Source organism: Pseudomonas sp. KH_024_B2 (genome assembly GCF_057839965.1).
Genome location: NZ_CM174502.1, coordinates 5,276,130 through 5,293,894, shown reverse-complemented (window position 1 = coordinate 5,293,894; position 17,765 = coordinate 5,276,130). Strand labels below are relative to the sequence as shown.

Here is a 17,765-nt window from a genome sequence, read left to right as displayed (position 1 = left end):
CGATTATGGCGTGTCAGCTGGCGCTGGGCGCTTCGGTGACTTGCTCGCCGAGCTTGTCGGCCAGGCGGACGAACGCGGCCAGGTCGAGCTGCTCCGGGCGCAGGCTGCCATCGACGCCGGCGGCTTCGATCTCGGCGTTGCTGAGCAAGGCCTTGAGGGTGTTGCGCAGGGTCTTGCGGCGCTGGTTGAAAGCCTCGCGAACGACGCGTTCCAGCAGGCGATGATCCTTGGCCGGGTGCGGCAGCACGGCGTGCGGCACCAGACGGACAATCGCCGAATCGACTTTTGGTGGCGGATTGAATGCGCCCGGGCCGACATTGAACAGGTGTTCGACCCGGCAATGGTACTGAACCATGATCGACAAACGGCCCCAGTCACCACCGCCAGGACCTGCAGCCAGGCGCTCGACCACTTCCTTTTGCAGCATGAAGTGCATGTCGCGGATCAAGCCGGCGTTGCGCAGCAGATGGAAGATCAGCGGAGTGGAGATGTTGTACGGCAGGTTGCCGACTACTCGCAGGCTGTTCGGCGCGGCATTGAGGCTGGTGAAGTCAAACTTCAGGGCGTCGCCTTGATGCAGGTTGAAATTGCTTTTGCCGGCGAACTGCTGGTTGAGGATCGGAATCAGATCCTTGTCCAGCTCAACCACGTCCAGTTGCGCGCCGCTATTGAGCAGGCCTTCGGTCAGCGCACCCTGGCCCGGACCGATTTCCAGCAGGCGGTCTTCGGGGCGGGCGTGAATGGCGCGCAGGATGCGGTCGATCACCCCGGCATCGTGCAGGAAGTTCTGGCCGAAGCGCTTGCGCGCCCGGTGTTGGTAGTGCTCGGTCATAAACGGGTCTCGGCCATCTGGTAGGCGGTTTCCAAAGCGACTTGCAGGCTTCCGGTGTCGATTTTTCCGCTGCCGGCCAGATCCAGGGCGGTGCCATGGTCGACTGAGGTGCGGATAATCGGTAAACCGAGGGTCACGTTGACTGCGGCACCGAAACCTTTGTACTTGAGTACGGGCAAGCCCTGGTCGTGGTACATCGCCAGCACTGCGTCGCAATGCTCCAGATATTTGGGGGTAAACAGAGTGTCGGCTGGCAGGGGGCCACGTAGATCCATGCCCTCACTGCGCAGACGCTCTAAGGTGGGTTCGATAATGTCGATTTCTTCATGGCCCAGATGTCCGCCTTCGCCGGCATGCGGGTTGAGCCCGCAGACCAGGATGCGCGGTTGGGCAATGCCGAATTTTTGTTGCAGGTCGGCGTGCAGGATCCGTGTCACCCGCTCCAGGCGTTCGGGGGTAATCGCATCGGCAATCTGTCGCAAGGGCAGGTGAGTGGTGACCAGCGCTACTCGCAGGCCGCGAGTGGCGAGCATCATGACCACTTGCCGGGTATGCGTCAGGTCGGCGAGGAATTCGGTGTGCCCGGAAAAGGCGATGCCGGCGTCGTTGATCACACCCTTGTGTACGGGAGCCGTGATCATCCCGGCGAAATGCCCGTCCAGACAGCCTTGTCCGGCGCGAGTCAGGGTTTCCAGGACAAAGGATGCGTTGGATTTATCCAGCTGACCGGCGATGACCCTGCTCTGTAGTGGGGTGTCCCAGACATACAGGCTGTTAGCTGGAGCGGGTTGATCCGGCCAGCTATCCGGGGTGACCGGCAGCAGGTCGACAACCACGCCCAGCTGCGCGGCCCGCTCAAGGAGCAGGTCGCGGCTGGTAATGGCAATCAGGGGATGTGGCTGGGGTTGCGAGGCGAGTAGCAGGCACAGGTCAGGACCTATGCCGGCCGGCTCGCCGGGTGTCAGCGCAAAACGCTTGGGTTTCACTGTGGCGCCTGGTCGGCGCCAGGGAGCTTGATTTCAACGTAGGCTTCGTCACGGATCTGACGCAACCAGGTTTGCAGCTCTTCGTCGTATTTGCGGTTACGCAGCACGGTCATCGCTTGCTGTTCACGGGCCTGGGTGGTGCTGTCAGTGGCGCGACGGCCAAGGACTTCCAGTACGTGCCAGCCATAAGGGCTCTTGAACGGCTTCGACAGCTGACCCTGTGGGGTTTTGGCCATCACTTCGCGGAATTCAGGCACCAGGGAGTTCGGGTCGATCCAGTTCAGGTCGCCGCCGTTGAGTGCGGAGCCCGGGTCTTCCGAAAAGCTTTTCGCCAGTTCAGCAAAGTCTTCGCCGGATTCAATCCGCTCGTAGAGTTTCTGGGCCAGACGTTTGGTTTCTTCTTCGCTACGAATTTCGCTTGGTTTGATCAGGATGTGACGCACATGCACTTCGTCACGTACCTGAGTCTGGCCGCCGCGCTTTTCCAGGATCTTCAGAATAATGAAGCCACCCGGTGTGCGCATCGGCTCGGTCACTTCGCCGACCGACATCGAGCTCAGCATGCGATCGAACGGCGGTGGCAGTTGCGCAGCTTTACGCCAGCCCATGTCGCCGCCTTCCAGCGCAGTCTCACTGGCGGATCTGGCGATAGCCAACTGACCGAAATCAGCACCTTGCTTGAGTTGCTGATAAACATCGGCAGCCTGACGTCCGGCATTCTGAATGGCTTCAGAGTTGGCGCTTTCCGGCGTCGGGATCAGGATGTTAGCCAGGTGGAACTCTTCGGACAGCTGCATCTTGCCCAGGTCCGAGGCGAGGAAGTTCTTCACTTCCTGCTCCGATACCTGAACACGCTCAGCCACACGGCGCTGACGCACACGGCTGATGATCATCTCGCGGCGAACCTGTTCACGAGCGTCTTCATAAGACAGACCGTCGCGGCTCAGGGCGGCGCGGAACTGCTCCACGGTCATGTTATTGCGCTGGGCAATGGTGCCGATCGCCTGGTTCAGCTCCTCATCGGTGATACGGATGCCGGAGCGCTCGCCAATCTGCAGTTGCAGGTTTTCGACGATCAGGCGCTCAAGCACCTGCTGGTCCAGCACGCCCGCCGGAGGCAGGTTCGCACCACGTTTGGCAATGGTCTTCTGAACTTCCTGAACCCGTTGGTCCAGTTGGCTCTGCATGACCACGTCGTTGTCGACGATAGCTACCACTTTGTCGATGGACTGCACCGCAGCGTTGGCTGCGGTACCCAGTAACAATGCGCCCAGCATCAGCGGGCGCAGACAATCAGAAAGCTTGGTCTTCACGTTCACGATAACCTTGAATGCCTTTGTCGAGGAAACTCTCTACTTTGGCGCCGGTCACGCCGCCGAGTCCCTTCAGAACAATTTGTAGGAAGATGCCATGGTCGCCCTTTTCGTTTTGCGGCGCCTCTTGGCTGAATTCGTCATACGAGATCCAGTAACGATTGATCAGGCGCAGTTTCCAGCAGCAGTTGTCGTACTCGAAACCACCGAAGGCTTCCAGTGTGCGGTTGCGGTTGTAGTCGTACTGCCAGCGGCTGATGGCGTTCCATTGCGGCACGATCGGCCACATGACCGAGAAGTCGTGCTGCTGGATCTTGTAGTAATCCTTCACGTAGCCCGCAGTACCCGGAGTACCGTAGTCGCCGCCACCCACCGTCCACTTGCCGGTGCTCTGGTCATAACGGACCTGGTCATTGCGATAGCGATAACCGGCGTTGATGATTTTGTTCGGGTTGTCTTCTGGCTGGTAGTGGAACATCGCGCTACCCGAACGTGGGCTGCGGCTGTCCGGATCCCAGTTGTAGTCGGCAGTCGTGCGCCAGTCACGGTTGAAGCGGTACTCATACTCAAGCGCGTACGGTGAAACGTTGGCGTGGGCATCCTCGCGGGTCGCCGCATCGATGCCCGGCAACTGGACCTCGCGATCCTTGAAGTAAACCGCCTGGCCGACGCTGATGCGCTGACGCTCAAAGCCGTTCTCTTCGATCCAGCGGTTGGTCACGCCCAGCGACAGTTTGTTCTCGTCGCCGACGCGGTCGGAGCCGGAGAAACGGTTGTCGCGAAACAGCGAAGAATAGTTGAACGTGCTTTCGCCGGTATCGAATACCGGGATGTCGCTCTGGTCTTCCTCAGGTACATAGAGATAGAACAGGCGCGGCTCCAGGGTCTGGCGGTAGTTCTTGCCGAACCATTGGGTGTCGCGGTCGAAGTACAGGCCGCTGTCGATGCTCGCGATAGGCACGCCACGGCTTTGATTGCGGCTGTAGGTGCCGTTGAGTCTGTCAGCTTCGGCACTCTGTGCAGCGATCTGGCTCTTGCCTGTTCCGTCGAGATCCAGATCGTACTGGGTGTACTTGTACTTGAGCGATGGCTTCAGGAAGCCATAAGTCGCGTTGAGCGGCAGACTGACAGCTGGCTCGAGATCGAGACGATTGCCGTTGGCACGTGCCAGGCCCGTAACGTTTCTATCGAGTCGCGGAGCCGAGACTCCGTCTTCGTCAAAATAGTCGCCAGTTCGCAGATCCCGATCAAAGCGCACGATTTCGGTGTTGTACGCGAAATCCAGTCCGCCTGGATGGTACGGCAGCGCACCATTGAAGGTGATTTGCGGCAAGCGGTCATACGGCGTGATGCTCGAGACAGTCGCCAGCTCATAAGCCTGTGCATTGAGTCGAGCGGTATAGTTATCGCCACGGTAGCTGACGGCACCTTGCTGATTCACAAAGCTTCTGCTTTCGACACCGATCTGATCAGTTTGAAGATCCTGGAAGTAATACGGATCGCTGATCTTGGTGTAGTCGACCTGAGTCAGCACGCGCGAATCGAGCCCGCCCTTGTGCTGCCAGTTGAGCAGGTAGCGGGTTTTTTCGGCGTCGGACTGCAGCTCGCGCTCATCACTCTCGTCGTTGAGGTAAGCAGCGCCAAACTGACCTTCGCTGCTCTTGGTCAGGTAGCGGAATTCGCCTTCCATCAACAACCCGTGCTTGCTCATGTAGCGCGGATACAAGGTGGCGTCGTAGTTGGGCGCTATGTTGAAGTAGTACGGGGTGACCAGCAAGAAGCCGGTATCGCTGCCGCTGCCGATAGTCGGCGGCAGGAAGCCGGACTGGCGACGATCATCGATCGGGAAATAGATGTACGGGGTGTAGAGCACCGGAATGTCTTTGACCCGCAATGTCACGTTGGTCGCGGTACCGAAGCCGGTCGCCGGGTTCAAGGTGATGTTGTTGCCCTTGAGTTGCCAGGCGTTGCTGTCCGGTTCGCACGTGGTGTACGTGCCATCCTTGAGGCGGATGATGGCGTTTTCGGCACGTTTGGCGTACAGCGCGTTACCGCGTATGCGCGACTTGTGCATCACGTATTCAGCGTTGTCGATCTTGGCTTCGCCGGTATCGAGCTGCACATCGGCGTGGTCGCCGACGATCAGCGCGCCGTTGTCGCGAACACGAACGTTGCCGCTCAGCTCACCACGGTTTTCGGCTTGGTACAGGCTGGCCTCGTCGGCCTCGGCCTGCATGCTGCCCTGACGCATGACCACGTCGCCGGCCAGGGTTGCGATCTGTTTTTCTTGCTCATAACGCGACGCTTTGGCACCGATAAAGGTCGGAGCGTCACTTTTACTCGTCTTGTCAGTCATGCCAGGACGAATCGGTTCGATATAGGAACCAGAGCAGTAAGGACCGGTTTCGGCCAATTGCGCTGCGGTGAGATTCTCGCGCGGAACCCAGTCGAGGTGACTGTAGTCTGCACTACGCGACTTCAGGGCGCGGCCCTTGGACTCGGTAACCAGCACAGGCTTGGCGCCGGTGTCTTCGCTGGAAACAGCGCCTGCCGGGGCTTCGCCAGTGGCGGAGACTGCGCTGCCATCATGGACGGGACGCGGTGGCAATGCCGCCGCTGGCGCTTTCGGCGCACAGTCCCAGGCACCCGAAGCAGAGACTGAGCAGTCATACTGTTCCGCGGCGACCACGAACGAAGTGGCTAAAGGTTGCAGGGCCAGCAAACTGCCGGTAACCAACAACGGAAATTTTTTACGAAACGCGGGGGATTTCAATGCCATCTTATTAGTCCGGGCTTCCTGCGTGCCATCTGCCCGCGGTGTGGGCCGCACGCCTCTCGATGGTCTGAAAAAGATGCTGGATAATAAAGCATGACCCGCTTGACGGCTAGCGCCGTCGGAGACCCTTGCAATGCCTGATCAAGATGTACGCTTGCAACACCTGAAAGTTTGGCTCGATGAGCAATTGGCAACTCTATTTACCGCACAAGGTTGGGGCGTCGTACCCCCGGCTACGTTGACTGCGGCCAGCAGTGACGCGAGTTTTCGGCGGTATTTTCGCTGGGAAGGAGGCGGCCGCAGTTTTGTCGTGATGGATGCGCCGCCGCCCCAGGAAAACTGCAAACCCTTCGTGGATATCGCGGGTCTACTGGCGAAATCCGGAATAAATGTGCCGCAAATTTACGCAGAGGATCTGCCGCGTGGCTTTCTTTTGCTCAATGACCTGGGCAACAAGACCTATCTGGACGTGATCGACGGCGAAAATGCCGATGATTTGTTCAAGGATGCGTTGCAGGCATTGCTGGCCTTCCAGCAGTTGCCAATGGACGCTGTGCTTCCAGGTTATGACGTGGCGTTGCTGCGCCGCGAACTGGAACTCTTCCCCGAGTGGTACGTGGGGCGTGAACTGGGTATCGAGCTTGACCAGGAGCAACTGGCGCTCTGGAAACGGGTCAGTGATTTATTGATCGACAGCGCCCTGGCCCAACCCAAGGTGCTGGTGCATCGCGACTACATGCCGCGCAACCTGATGTTGAGCGAACCGAACCCGGGTGTGCTGGACTTCCAGGATGCAGTCTACGGTCCGGTCACTTACGACGTGACCTGTCTGTTCAAGGATGCATTCCTCAGCTGGCCCGATGCTCGGGTGCGTGGTTGGCTGGAAGATTACTGGCAGCAGGCCGGGAAATCGGGGATCCCGGTGCAAGCGGATTTTGAAGACTTTCTGCGGGCCAGCGATCTGATGGGTGTGCAGCGGCATTTGAAGGTGATCGGGATCTTTGCCCGTATCTGCCACCGCGACGGTAAGCCGCGTTATTTGGGCGATGTACCGCGTTTCTTTGCCTACATAGAAGCAGTGCTGGCCCGCAGGCCGGAGCTGGCTGAATTGGGTGAGTTGTTGGCGAGCCTTCGCCAGCCGGTTGGAGCGCCTGTATGAAGGCAATGATTCTCGCGGCCGGCAAGGGCGAGCGTATGCGTCCGCTGACGCTGACGACGCCCAAGCCGTTGATTCGCGTCGCTGGCGTGCCATTGATCGAGTACCACATTCGGGCATTGGCGACGGCCGGGTTTACCGAGATCGTCATCAATCACGCCTGGCTGGGTCAACAGATCGAGGACTACCTGGGTGACGGCTCGCAGTTCGGGGTGAACATCCAGTACTCGCCGGAAGGTGAGCCGCAGGAAACCGGCGGCGGTATTTTCCGGGCATTGCCGCTGTTGGGTGATGAGCCATTCCTGGTGGTCAACGGCGATATCTGGACCGATTACGACTTCTCAGCCTTGCGCCAGACGATCGTCGGTCTTGCGTATCTGGTGATGGTCGACAACCCGGAGCATCACACGAGCGGAGATTTCACCCTGGTTGATGCTCTGGTGCACGATAGAGAGCCGGGTTCGCCAGCACTCACCTACAGCGGCATCGCCGTTCTGCATCCGCAATTGTTCGCTGGCTGCACGGCAGGTGCTTTCAAGCTTGCGCCGTTGTTGCGCAAAGCGATGGCCGATGGACAGGTGAGCGGCGAGCATTTGCAAGGGCAGTGGGTCGATGTTGGCACCCATGAGCGATTGGCCGAAGTCGAACATCTGCTAGAAGCGAGCCGCTGATATGTTGTGGCCAGGGACTCTGATCGGAGCCGGAGCGGGCTTTGCCATAGCCAGCATTCCGGGGGCCATGCTCGGTGCATTGTTGGGGCAGGCGCTGGACCGGCGCATGCAACTGCACAGTTGGGCGCATTTGCGCGAACGGTTAGGCGGACGCCCGGCGCTGCGCAATGATGAACTGTTGTTCGTATTGCTGGGGCGATTGGCCAAAAGTGATGGTCAAGTGGTCGACGGCCATATCCAGCAGGCGCGTCAGGAAATGCGTTCGCTCGATATGAGTGAGCCGGCGCAAAAGCGGGCTGTCGCGGCGTTCAATCGGGGCAAGACCGGACGTGATCGCTTGCGCGGCTATTTGCGGCACTTGAGCGCGCAGCCGCATGCGGCAGAGGGCGTCTTGCGTGCCTGCTGGCGGATGGTCTGGGCCGATGGTCGAGCGAGTAGCGCCGAGCGTGAGCTGATTACCCTATGGGGTAAATGGCTGGGCTGGACACCCCGGCAAGTACAAGCGCTGGCCAGTGACTACGAGCCGCATAAAAAGCCGCTGACCAAGGGTGGGGCTTATCAGGAGGCGTTGCGAGTGCTGGGTGTGACGGCCACCAGCGAGCCATCGCAGATCAAGCGTGCTTACCGGCGCCTGCTCAGCCGCCATCATCCGGACAAGATAGCCGGCAGTGGTGCCGATCAGGTTCAGGTGCGTGAGGCGACCGAGAAGACCCGCGAGCTGCACAATGCTTATGCGTTGGTTCGTGAGCGGCGGGAATTTCGTTAAAACTTTGAATTCTCGTTGGCCGGTCTGCCGTTTTCACGCGGGCAAGCTCTGTTAAGGAGTTTTGAGTCGATTGCCTACTTGTGGCGAGGGAGCTTGCTCCCGCTGGGGCGCGAAGCGGCCCTAAATTCAGTCACCGCGCATTTTCAGATGGAACGAAGGTGCCGGTTTAACGACTGCTTCGCAGCCGAGCGGGAGCAAGCTCCCTCGCCACAGGTTCTAAGTAGGCCGCTTAATTTTCGATGTTCTGCGGGCTTAACCAGCCGCGAACACGCCGAAACAACTGCTCTTGTTCGGCGGCGCGATTTCCAGGCAATGCTTTCAAAGCAATCTGAGTAAAGTTGGCGTTCTTCAAACGTTTGCTCGCCTGCAGACGTTCCAGGGCGGCGTTACGCGCCAGCGCTTTATCCTTATAGAAGAAGTCGGCGCTGGCGACTTTCAGTGTCGGTGTCAGTTGCGCCAGCTCAGGTTTGCCATTAAGTGGCGTTTGCGCGGCGACCATCACGAACTTCGCTACTTGCGGCGGTTGTTTCTCGCTCAGGTAGCGCGCAGTCCAATAAGCGCCCGTGCCATGCCCCAGCAGCACAATACTGCGGGCGTTTTGCTGTTCGGCAAAGTCGATCGCAGCATCGATCCGGGCGAAGATTCGCTCGGCGTCAGCCTTGATTTGCTCCTCGGAACTTTCGGCGACGGCACGCTCAGTGACGTCAACCTCACCGCCTGCCGCCTGTTCGATGGGCTTGGGCGCAGCGGTGCTGGCATCTTTGCTGCTAGTGTCCACCGAGACAGGTACGGGTGCGACTTCGACAATGCGTGGCTGGCTGGCGTCGCTTTGCAGGTCAGGCAGGGTAATACTCAGGCTGCCCCAGTTGGCATCCGGCAATTTTCGACGCAATGGACTGATTGCCTGAGGCCAGTCAGCGGTTTCGCCGGCGCCGGGGATGATAATCACCGCGCCGCTGGGTTCGCTGGCATTGGCCGGCTTCCAGAGTGCGAGGAAACTGTCGCTGCCGGCCTGCAACTGTTGCTGCTCTTGCTGCGGAATTTGTCGCGCAAGGGCTGTCGCTTCTTCCTGACTACGCTCAAGCAGCGGTTGGCGCTCTACCGGTTTTTCTTCTGCGGTTTTTTCCGTGGCGCCGGGAGCCGGATCGGCGGCCTCGACGGAAAAGGCACAAGGCAGGATCAGCGACAGGCACAATGCGGGCAGTGCCGAGCGGTAGACAGGGGGCATCGGATATTCCAGGCCAGAAGTAATCCCGGCAGCCTAATGGGTTGGTCAGTATTTGTCAGTGTGTGAGACTTCAGATGATGCGTTTTCGCTGCCTGTTGGTTATCGGCTGTTTTTGCCTTCCCTTGATGGCGTTGGCGGCGCCTGCGCCTCGCGTGCCCGTCGCGCAGTTGAATGCCGAGCAGCGTCAGTGGCTCGAGCAACACCCCGAGCTGCGTGTCGGGTTGGTGCTGCAAGCACCCTATGCCCAATTCGATCGCCGCTTGCAGCGCTTGTCCGGGGCTAACGTCGAACTCATGAAGTGGTTGGCCACTGCCCTCAAGGTTGAGCTGCGCTGGCACAACTTTGCGGATCAGGCGCAACTGGACGCCGCTGTGCGCAACGGCGAAGTCGACCTCGCCCCGGGCCTGACCCAAACCCCTGTCGGGCTGAGACTCTGGCAGTTTTCCGATCCTTATATGCGTGTTCCGCAGCTGATCGTCAGTGCCCGCAAAGAGCCCGGCGCTGTCGAGCTGGAAAAGCTTGATAGTCAGACCCGTGTCGCTGTGCGCATGCCCAGCACGCTTGCCGATTATCTGCGCAGTACTTACGGCAATCTCAATTTGCAGGGCGTGCCACTGGAGCGCCAGGCCTTGCAGCTGCTCTTGAGCCAGCAAGCCCGGTACGCCGTGGTGGACGAAGCGCAACTCAGTCGCTTGTCGGTCGAGCCGGAGTTCGCCGATCTGGTGGTGGTCGGCGACATAGGCTTGCCGCAATTACTACGGGTCGCCACACGACGTGACTGGCCTGAGCTGGCAGGGATCGTTGAGCGGGCGCTGCATGCAATTCCAGCGAAGGATCTGGAACAACTGCACAGTCGCTGGCTGCAACCCAAATACCCGCGCCTGACCGAGTCACCGGGGTTTTGGCAAAACCTCTGTCTATTGCTGACCCTGTTGTTGCTCGCCAGCATGGCCATCGTCACCTGGCAGCGTCGTCAGCAACGCGGCCTTGAGCAACGCTTATTGGCCGCCCGAGAGGACATCGCCCTTCGCGAGGCCAGCGAAGAAGCCTTGCGCCTGACGCAGTTTTCCATCGATCAGAGCACTGTGGGTATTCTTTGGGTCAATTGGGATAGCCATGTCCGTTACGCCAATCGGGCCGCCGAAGAAATGCTCGGTTATGCACCGGGCGGCGTCATCGACCGGCCCTTGATCGATTTCGAACCCGGCCTGCATATGGATCGCTGGTTGACGTTGTGGAAGCGCGCCCGCGCCAGTGAGGAGGGGCCACAGAGTTTCGAAACCAACTGCGTTCGGGCCGATGGCAGCATCCTGCCTGCGGACGTATCACTGAGCTTCCTGCGCTTTCGCGATGGCGAGTATCTGGTGGTCTATCTCAATGATGTCACCGAGCGTCGGCGGGCCTTGGCCGCTTTGCAGGAAAGCGAGGCGCGACTGCAGGGTATTGCCGCCAATGTGCCTGGGTTGGTATTTCGTCTGGAGCGTGCGCCGGTTACCGGGCAGATCGACTTTGCCTACATCAGCGAAGGCAGTGAGAGCCTGGTGGGTTATTCCCCGGCGACACTCAGCCAGCGCGACAAAGGTTTGCGCAGCCTGGTCCATCCGGACGATAAGGCCAGTTATCACCAGACCCAGGATCAAGCACTGGACACCGACAGCGACTGGTCCTGGCAAGGGCGAATCGTGACGCGCCAGGGCGAGCAACGTTGGGCGGAGATCAAGGCGATTACCCGGCGTCTCGATGACGGCGCGGTGGTCTGGGACGGGATCGTCTGGGACATCAGCGAAAGCAAGCGGATCGAACTGGAGTTGGCCAGTTCTCGCGAGCAACTGCGTGAGTTGTCCGCTCACCTGGAAAGCGTGCGGGAAGAGGAAAAGGCCCGCATCGCCCGGGAAGTTCACGATGAGCTGGGTCAGATGCTGACTGTGCTCAAGCTGGAAACTTCCATGTGCGAACTGGCTTACGCACAGCTTGATCCGGGTTTGAACGAGCGGCTCAACAGCATGAAGCGCCTGATCGCGCAGCTGTTCCAACTGGTGCGCGATGTTGCCACGGCACTGCGTCCGCCGATTCTCGATGCGGGGATTGCCTCGGCCATCGAGTGGCAGGCCAGACGTTTCGAGGCGCGTACGCAGATTCCGTGTCTGGTCCAGGTGCCGGATAATCTGCCGGTCCTCAGCGATGCCAAGGCCATTGGCCTATTCCGGATACTTCAGGAGGCACTGACCAATGTCATGCGCCATGCTCAGGCGCATACTGTCGAATTGACCCTGGCTCTTGAGGGCAACGATTTGTGCCTGACCGTCAGCGATGATGGCCAGGGCTTTGTCCCGGCGCCAGGCCGACCGACTTCGTTTGGTGTGGTGGGCATGCGCGAGCGGGTGTTGATCATGGGCGGCAGTCTGTCGCTGGAAAGTGAGCCGGGCGAAGGCACGACGTTGAGCGTGCGAGTACCGTTGGATTAGGAGAGACGCGTGATCCGTGTACTGGTAGCCGAAGACCACACCATCGTTCGTGAAGGCATCAAGCAGTTGATCGGCCTGGCCAGGGATTTGATCGTGGTGGGGGAGGCGAGTAATGGTGAGCAGCTGCTCGAAACCTTGCGCCATGTTCCGTGTGAAGTGGTGTTGCTGGATATCTCCATGCCCGGCGTCAATGGTCTGGAGGCGATCCCGCGGATTCGTGCGCTGAACAATCCGCCGGCGATTCTGGTGCTGTCGATGCACGATGAGGCACAAATGGCCGCTCGGGCGTTGAAAGTCGGTGCTGCCGGCTATGCCACCAAGGACAGCGATCCGGCCTTGCTGTTGACCGCGATCCGCAAAGTCGCGGCAGGCGGGCGTTATATCGACCCGGACCTGGCCGACCGGATGGTCTTCGAAGTCGGTCTGACGGATTCGCGGCCGTTGCACTCGCTGCTGTCGGAGCGCGAGTTTTCGGTGTTCGAGCGGCTGGCCCACGGCGCGAACGTCAACGACATTGCCCAGCAACTGGCGTTGAGCAGCAAGACCATCAGCACCCACAAGGCGCGGCTGATGCAGAAACTCAACATCACCTCGCTGGCCGAGCTGGTGAAATATGCGATGGAGCACAAGTTGCTCTGACCCGTGGGAGCGGCGGTGCGGCGATCCGACTTGCCCGCGAAAGCGATCTGCCAGTCGACATATGTGTTGAACTTTGCGCCTTCTTCGCGGGTCGGATCGCCGCACCGCCGCTCCCACATTAGGGAAGGCGGCATATCCATTTACGACATCCCCGCAAGCCCGCTTTTGCCTGTTCTTGCGGCTTGCAGCTCAACGCATGCTGCTATCCCTTATCGACATGCCCAATCCCGCCATCCTTGTAGGGCAATCCCTACCCCGAACCTTCCATCCGGCTTAGGCGAATCTCTCATACCCCCCGATTTGCGTGCTCACAAGGGTCCACTAGGCTTAGTCCACAGCAGTCCTACATATAAAGAACACAAAGGTGCGGGTATGAGCGAGGTCGATTCAAGTGCTGGGGCGAATGATGTTCTGGTCAGCTTTCGTGGAGTGCAAAAGAGCTACGACGGCGAGAACCTGATCGTCAAAGACCTCAACCTGGAAATTCGCAAAGGCGAATTCCTCACCTTGCTCGGGCCTTCCGGCTCCGGCAAGACCACCAGCCTGATGATGCTGGCCGGTTTCGAAACCCCGACCGCTGGCGAAATCCAGCTGGCCGGGCGTTCGATCAACAACGTGCCGCCGCATAAGCGCGACATCGGCATGGTGTTTCAAAACTACGCGCTGTTCCCGCACATGACGGTCGCCGAGAACCTGGCGTTCCCGCTGTCGGTGCGCGGCCTGAGCAAGACCGACATCAGCGAACGGGTCAAACGGGTGCTGAGCATGGTTCAGCTCGATGCCTTCGCCCAGCGTTATCCGGCGCAGCTTTCCGGTGGTCAGCAGCAGCGTGTGGCCCTGGCTCGGGCGCTGGTGTTCGAACCGCAACTGGTGCTGATGGACGAACCCCTTGGCGCTCTGGATAAACAGCTGCGTGAACACATGCAGATGGAGATCAAGCACCTGCATCAACGCCTTGGGCTGACGGTGGTCTACGTGACCCACGATCAGGGTGAAGCGCTGACCATGTCCGATCGGGTGGCGGTGTTCCATCAGGGCGAGATCCAGCAGATCGCCGCCCCGCGCACCCTCTACGAAGAGCCAAAGAACACCTTCGTCGCCAACTTCATCGGTGAGAACAACCGCCTCAATGGTCGCTTGCACAGCCATGCCGGTGATCGTTGTGTGGTCGAGCTGGGGCGTGGCGAGAAGGTCGAGGCGCTGGCCGTGAATGTTGGCAAGACCGGCGAACCGGTGACCCTGTCCATTCGTCCGGAGCGCGTGAGTCTGAACGGCGCAAGCGATCAATGCGTCAATCGCTTCTCCGGGCGCGTGGAGGAGTTCATCTATCTGGGCGACCACGTCCGCGTGCGCCTGGAAGTCTGCGGCAAGACCGATTTCTTTGTGAAACAACCGATCGCCGAGCTGGACCCGGCGTTGGCGGTCGGTGATGTGGTACCGCTTGGCTGGCAGGTCGAACACGTTCGCGCGCTCGACCCACTTCTAGAGGCGAACTGATCGCCCCCTTGCTTCACCAACACCAACCTGCACGTGGAGAGAACAATAAATGTTGAGATCCCTGAAATTCACCACCCTGGCTCTGGGCATGATGGGTGCGGCGCACGCGATGGCGGCGGGCCCGGACCTGACTGTGGTGTCCTTTGGCGGGGCGAACAAGGCGGCTCAGGTCAAAGCCTTCTACGCACCCTGGGAAGCAGCGGGCCACGGCAAGATTGTCGCCGGCGAATACAACGGTGAAATGGCCAAGATCAAAGCCATGGTCGACACCAAGAGCGTGTCCTGGGACCTGGTGGAAGTGGAGTCGCCAGAGCTGTCCCGCGGCTGTGACGAAGACATGTTCGAGCAACTCGACCCGGCGCTGTTCGGCAAAGACGAGGACTACGTCAAAGGCGCTATCCAGCCTTGCGGCGTGGGCTTCTTCGTGTGGTCGACCGTGCTGGCCTACAACGCCGACAAGCTGAAAAGCGCACCGACCAGTTGGGTGGATTTCTGGGACACCAAAAAATTCCCGGGCAAGCGTGGCCTGCGTAAAGGCGCCAAGTACACCCTGGAATTCGCTTTGATGGCTGACGGCGTAGCGCCTAAAGACGTCTACAAAGTGCTGGCCGGCAAGGATGGTCAGGATCGCGCATTCAAGAAACTCGATGAGCTCAAGCCAAGCATTCAGTGGTGGGAAGCGGGCGCTCAGCCGCCGCAGTATCTGGCTTCCGGCGACGTCGTGATGAGCTCGGCCTACAACGGTCGGATCGCTGCCGTGCAGAAAGAAAGCAACCTGAAAGTCGTGTGGAACGGCGGTATCTACGACTTTGACGCTTGGGCGATTCCAAAAGGCCTGGATAAAACCCGCGCCGAAGCTGCGAAGAAATTCATCGCGTTCTCGGTCATGCCGCAACAGCAGAAGACCTACTCGGAAAACATCGCCTACGGCCCGGCTAACACCCAGGCAGTACCGTTGCTGTCCAAAGACATTCTGAAAGACATGCCAACTACTCCGGAAAACATCGCCAACCAGGTGCAGATCGACGTCAGCTTCTGGGCTGACAACGGCGAGCAACTGGAACAGCGCTTCAACTCGTGGGCTGCGAAGTAAGCACGACCCTGTAATGGTGGGCTCGCCCACCTGTGGGAGCGAGCTTGCTCGCGATTGCGGTGTGTCAGTCAACATCAATGTTGAATTTGATGGCGCCATCGCGAGCAAGCTCGCTCCCACATTATCGATCGATTAAAGATTTCCGGAGTTCGCTATGGCCATCACCGTTCCCTCGAACGAGGTCACCAGCCCCACCTTGAAGCAGCGTCTGGCACATGCCGAACGGGTCAACCGCTGGAAGGCCCAGGCCTTGATCGCGCCCTTGGTGCTGTTTCTGTTGCTGGTGTTCCTGGTGCCGATTGTGACGCTGCTCTACAAGAGCGTCGGTAACCCGGAAGTGGTCGGCGGTATGCCGCGCACTGTGGCGGCGGTGGCTGCCTGGGATGGGCGAGGCCTGCCGGCCGAGCCGGTGTACAAGGCTGTCAGCGAAGATCTGGCTGAAGCCCGCAAGAATCAAACCTTGGGCGATCTGTCCAAGCGACTGAACATGGAGTTGGCCGGCTATCGCAGCCTGCTGACCAAAACCGCGCGAGCGCTGCCGTTCAAGACTGAACCGACCTCTTATAAAGACGCGATGGAAAGTCTCGATGAGCGTTGGGGGGATCCGGCTTACTGGCAAGCGATCCGCCGCAACACCAGCAGCATCACACCTTATTACCTGCTGGCAGCCGTCGATCACCGTATCAATGATTTGGGTGAAGTGGCCCCGGCCACACCAGATCAGGCGATTTACCTCGATATCTTTGCCCGCACCTTCTGGATGGGCTTGATCATCACCGCGATCTGCCTGGTACTGGCTTATCCATTGGCTTACCTGCTGGCCAATCTGCCGTCCCGGCAAAGCAACCTGCTGATGATTCTGGTGCTGTTGCCGTTCTGGACCTCGATTCTGGTGCGGGTGGCAGCATGGATTGTCTTGCTGCAATCGGGCGGACTGATCAACAGCGGCTTGATGGCCATGGGCGTGATCGATAAACCGCTGGAGCTGGTGTTCAACCGCACCGGGGTTTACATCTCCATGGTGCACATCCTGCTGCCGTTCATGATTCTGCCGATCTACAGCGTGATGAAAGGCATCTCGCCAACCTATATGCGGGCGGCGATCTCCCTCGGTTGTCATCCGTTCGCCAGCTTCTGGCGGGTGTACTTCCCGCAAACCTACGCTGGTGTCGGTGCCGGTTGTCTGTTGGTGTTCATTCTGGCGATTGGTTACTACATCACACCGGCGCTGCTGGGTAGCCCGAACGATCAGATGGTCAGTTACTTCGTTGCCTTCTACACCAACACCAGCATCAACTGGGGTATGGCGACCGCGCTCGGTGGGCTGCTGCTGTTGGCAACTATCGTGCTCTACCTGATTTACAACTGGCTGGTGGGCGCCAGTCGCCTGCGTCTGAGCTAAGGAGAGAATCGAAATGCTGAGCCCTTACATGTCGCCCGTTGAGCGGGTCTGGTTCTACAGCTTGCGCATTCTCTGCGGGCTGATCCTGTTGTTCCTGATTTTGCCGGTGCTGGTGATCATTCCGTTGTCATTCAACTCCGGCAGCTTTCTGGTTTATCCGCTGCAAGGTTTCTCGCTGCATTGGTATCAGGACTTTTTCGCCTCGGCGGAGTGGATGCGTTCCCTGAAGAACAGCATCATCGTCGCCCCGGCGGCGACCGTACTGGCAATGATTTTCGGCACGCTGGCGGCCATCGGCCTGACTCGCGGCGATTTCCCCGGCAAACCGCTGGTGATGGCGCTGGTGATTTCGCCGATGGTAGTGCCGGTGGTGATCATCGGTGTGGCCAGTTACCTGACCTTCGCTCCGCTGGGGTTTGGCAACAGCTTTGTCTCGCTGATCGTCGTGCATGCGGTGTTGGGTGTGCCGTTCGTGATCATTACCGTGTCGGCTACCTTGCAAGGTTTCAACCAGAACCTGGTGCGTGCGGCGGCCAGCCTTGGCGCTTCGCCGCTGACGGCATTCCGCCGCGTGACCTTGCCGCTGATCGCACCGGGGGTGATTTCAGGGGCGCTATTTGCCTTCGCGACGTCGTTCGATGAGGTGGTGGTAACGCTGTTCCTTGCCGGCCCCCAACAGGCGACTTTGCCTCGGCAAATGTTCAGCGGCATCCGCGAAAACCTCAGCCCGACCATTGCAGCGGCGGCGACGTTGCTGATTGCCTTCTCAGTGATTTTGTTGCTGACGCTGGAATGGTTGCGTGGGCGTAGCGAGAAACTGCGTACGGCGCAGGTCTGACGGTTTGTGCCCCTCAGAAGGGGGGGCGCAGCCCATTTCACCGTTCGTCGGCACTGTCAGATCTGTCAGGTGCGGTGCGTGCTTTTCGCGTCGTAGTCTCGCC

General features: G+C 59.5%; 14 protein-coding genes. 9 read left to right on the top strand and 5 right to left on the bottom strand.

Features of this window, described 5'->3' with window-relative positions; all coding sequences use genetic code 11:
• Positions 1-13 precede the first annotated feature (13 nt).
• Genes rsmA through AC3I0A_RS24655 form a run of 4 tightly spaced genes read right to left on the bottom strand, consistent with a single transcriptional unit; the run spans position 14 to position 5,910 of the window.
• Positions 14-832: a 16S rRNA (adenine(1518)-N(6)/adenine(1519)-N(6))-dimethyltransferase RsmA gene (rsmA, locus tag AC3I0A_RS24670; RefSeq protein WP_489375131.1), complete on the bottom strand. Its 819-nt coding sequence runs from the start codon at positions 830-832 to the stop codon at positions 14-16.
• Entirely contained in the window at positions 829-1,818 is a 990-nt protein-coding gene (gene pdxA / locus AC3I0A_RS24665) for a 4-hydroxythreonine-4-phosphate dehydrogenase PdxA (protein WP_489375130.1), read from the bottom strand. Before pdxA ends, rsmA begins: the two co-directional genes overlap by 4 nt.
• Entirely contained in the window at positions 1,815-3,131 is a 1,317-nt protein-coding gene (gene surA, locus AC3I0A_RS24660) for a peptidylprolyl isomerase SurA (protein WP_489375129.1), read from the bottom strand. The genes pdxA and surA overlap by 4 nt, the downstream gene beginning before the upstream one ends.
• On the bottom strand, positions 3,112-5,910 hold the full coding sequence (locus AC3I0A_RS24655; protein ID WP_489375128.1) for an LPS-assembly protein LptD: 2,799 nt from the start codon (positions 5,908-5,910) through the stop codon (positions 3,112-3,114). The genes surA and AC3I0A_RS24655 overlap by 20 nt, the downstream gene beginning before the upstream one ends.
• Positions 5,911-6,040: 130 nt before the next feature.
• Between AC3I0A_RS24655 and AC3I0A_RS24650 the strand changes: the two genes are divergently transcribed.
• Genes AC3I0A_RS24650 through AC3I0A_RS24640 form a run of 3 tightly spaced genes read left to right on the top strand, consistent with a single transcriptional unit; the run spans position 6,041 to position 8,500 of the window.
• Positions 6,041-7,066, top strand: a complete 1,026-nt coding sequence (locus AC3I0A_RS24650; RefSeq protein WP_489375127.1) for an aminoglycoside phosphotransferase family protein — start codon at positions 6,041-6,043, stop codon at positions 7,064-7,066.
• Positions 7,063-7,734 carry an N-acetylmuramate alpha-1-phosphate uridylyltransferase MurU gene (gene murU / locus AC3I0A_RS24645; protein ID WP_489375126.1) on the top strand — a complete coding sequence of 224 codons (672 nt, stop codon included), beginning with the start codon at positions 7,063-7,065 and terminating at the stop codon, positions 7,732-7,734. Before AC3I0A_RS24650 ends, murU begins: the two co-directional genes overlap by 4 nt.
• Before the next feature lies 1 nt (position 7,735).
• A complete protein-coding gene (locus AC3I0A_RS24640; protein ID WP_489375125.1) occupies positions 7,736-8,500 on the top strand; it encodes a TerB family tellurite resistance protein in 765 nt (254 codons plus the stop codon).
• A gap of 229 nt (positions 8,501-8,729) precedes the next feature.
• Here the strand turns inward: AC3I0A_RS24640 and AC3I0A_RS24635 are convergent, their stop codons facing one another.
• Positions 8,730-9,728, bottom strand: a complete 999-nt coding sequence (locus AC3I0A_RS24635) for an alpha/beta hydrolase family protein (protein WP_489375124.1) — start codon at positions 9,726-9,728, stop codon at positions 8,730-8,732.
• A 74-nt stretch (positions 9,729-9,802) separates the two neighbouring features.
• On the opposite strand from AC3I0A_RS24635, the gene AC3I0A_RS24630 reads away from it, so the two are divergent.
• The 6 genes from AC3I0A_RS24630 (at position 9,803) to AC3I0A_RS24605 (ending at position 17,662) form a co-directional block, all read left to right on the top strand.
• The gene (locus AC3I0A_RS24630) at positions 9,803-12,193 is read left to right on the top strand and encodes a PAS domain-containing sensor histidine kinase (RefSeq protein ID WP_489375123.1); all 2,391 of its coding nucleotides are present in this window, start codon (positions 9,803-9,805) and stop codon (positions 12,191-12,193) included.
• Positions 12,194-12,202: 9 nt separating this feature from the next.
• Positions 12,203-12,832: a response regulator gene (locus tag AC3I0A_RS24625; protein WP_489375122.1), complete on the top strand. Its 630-nt coding sequence runs from the start codon at positions 12,203-12,205 to the stop codon at positions 12,830-12,832.
• Positions 12,833-13,204: 372 nt separating this feature from the next.
• Positions 13,205-14,329 carry an ABC transporter ATP-binding protein gene (locus tag AC3I0A_RS24620; RefSeq protein WP_489375121.1) on the top strand — a complete coding sequence of 375 codons (1,125 nt, stop codon included), beginning with the start codon at positions 13,205-13,207 and terminating at the stop codon, positions 14,327-14,329.
• A gap of 49 nt (positions 14,330-14,378) precedes the next feature.
• Positions 14,379-15,422 (top strand): ABC transporter substrate-binding protein, encoded by a 1,044-nt coding sequence (locus tag AC3I0A_RS24615; RefSeq protein ID WP_489375120.1) that lies wholly within the window; start codon positions 14,379-14,381, stop codon positions 15,420-15,422.
• A gap of 154 nt (positions 15,423-15,576) precedes the next feature.
• Positions 15,577-16,824 (top strand): ABC transporter permease, encoded by a 1,248-nt coding sequence (locus AC3I0A_RS24610; RefSeq protein ID WP_489375119.1) that lies wholly within the window; start codon positions 15,577-15,579, stop codon positions 16,822-16,824.
• Between the two features lie 13 nt (positions 16,825-16,837).
• On the top strand, positions 16,838-17,662 hold the full coding sequence (locus AC3I0A_RS24605) for an ABC transporter permease (protein ID WP_489375118.1): 825 nt from the start codon (positions 16,838-16,840) through the stop codon (positions 17,660-17,662).
• The last annotated feature ends 103 nt before the right edge of the window (positions 17,663-17,765 follow it).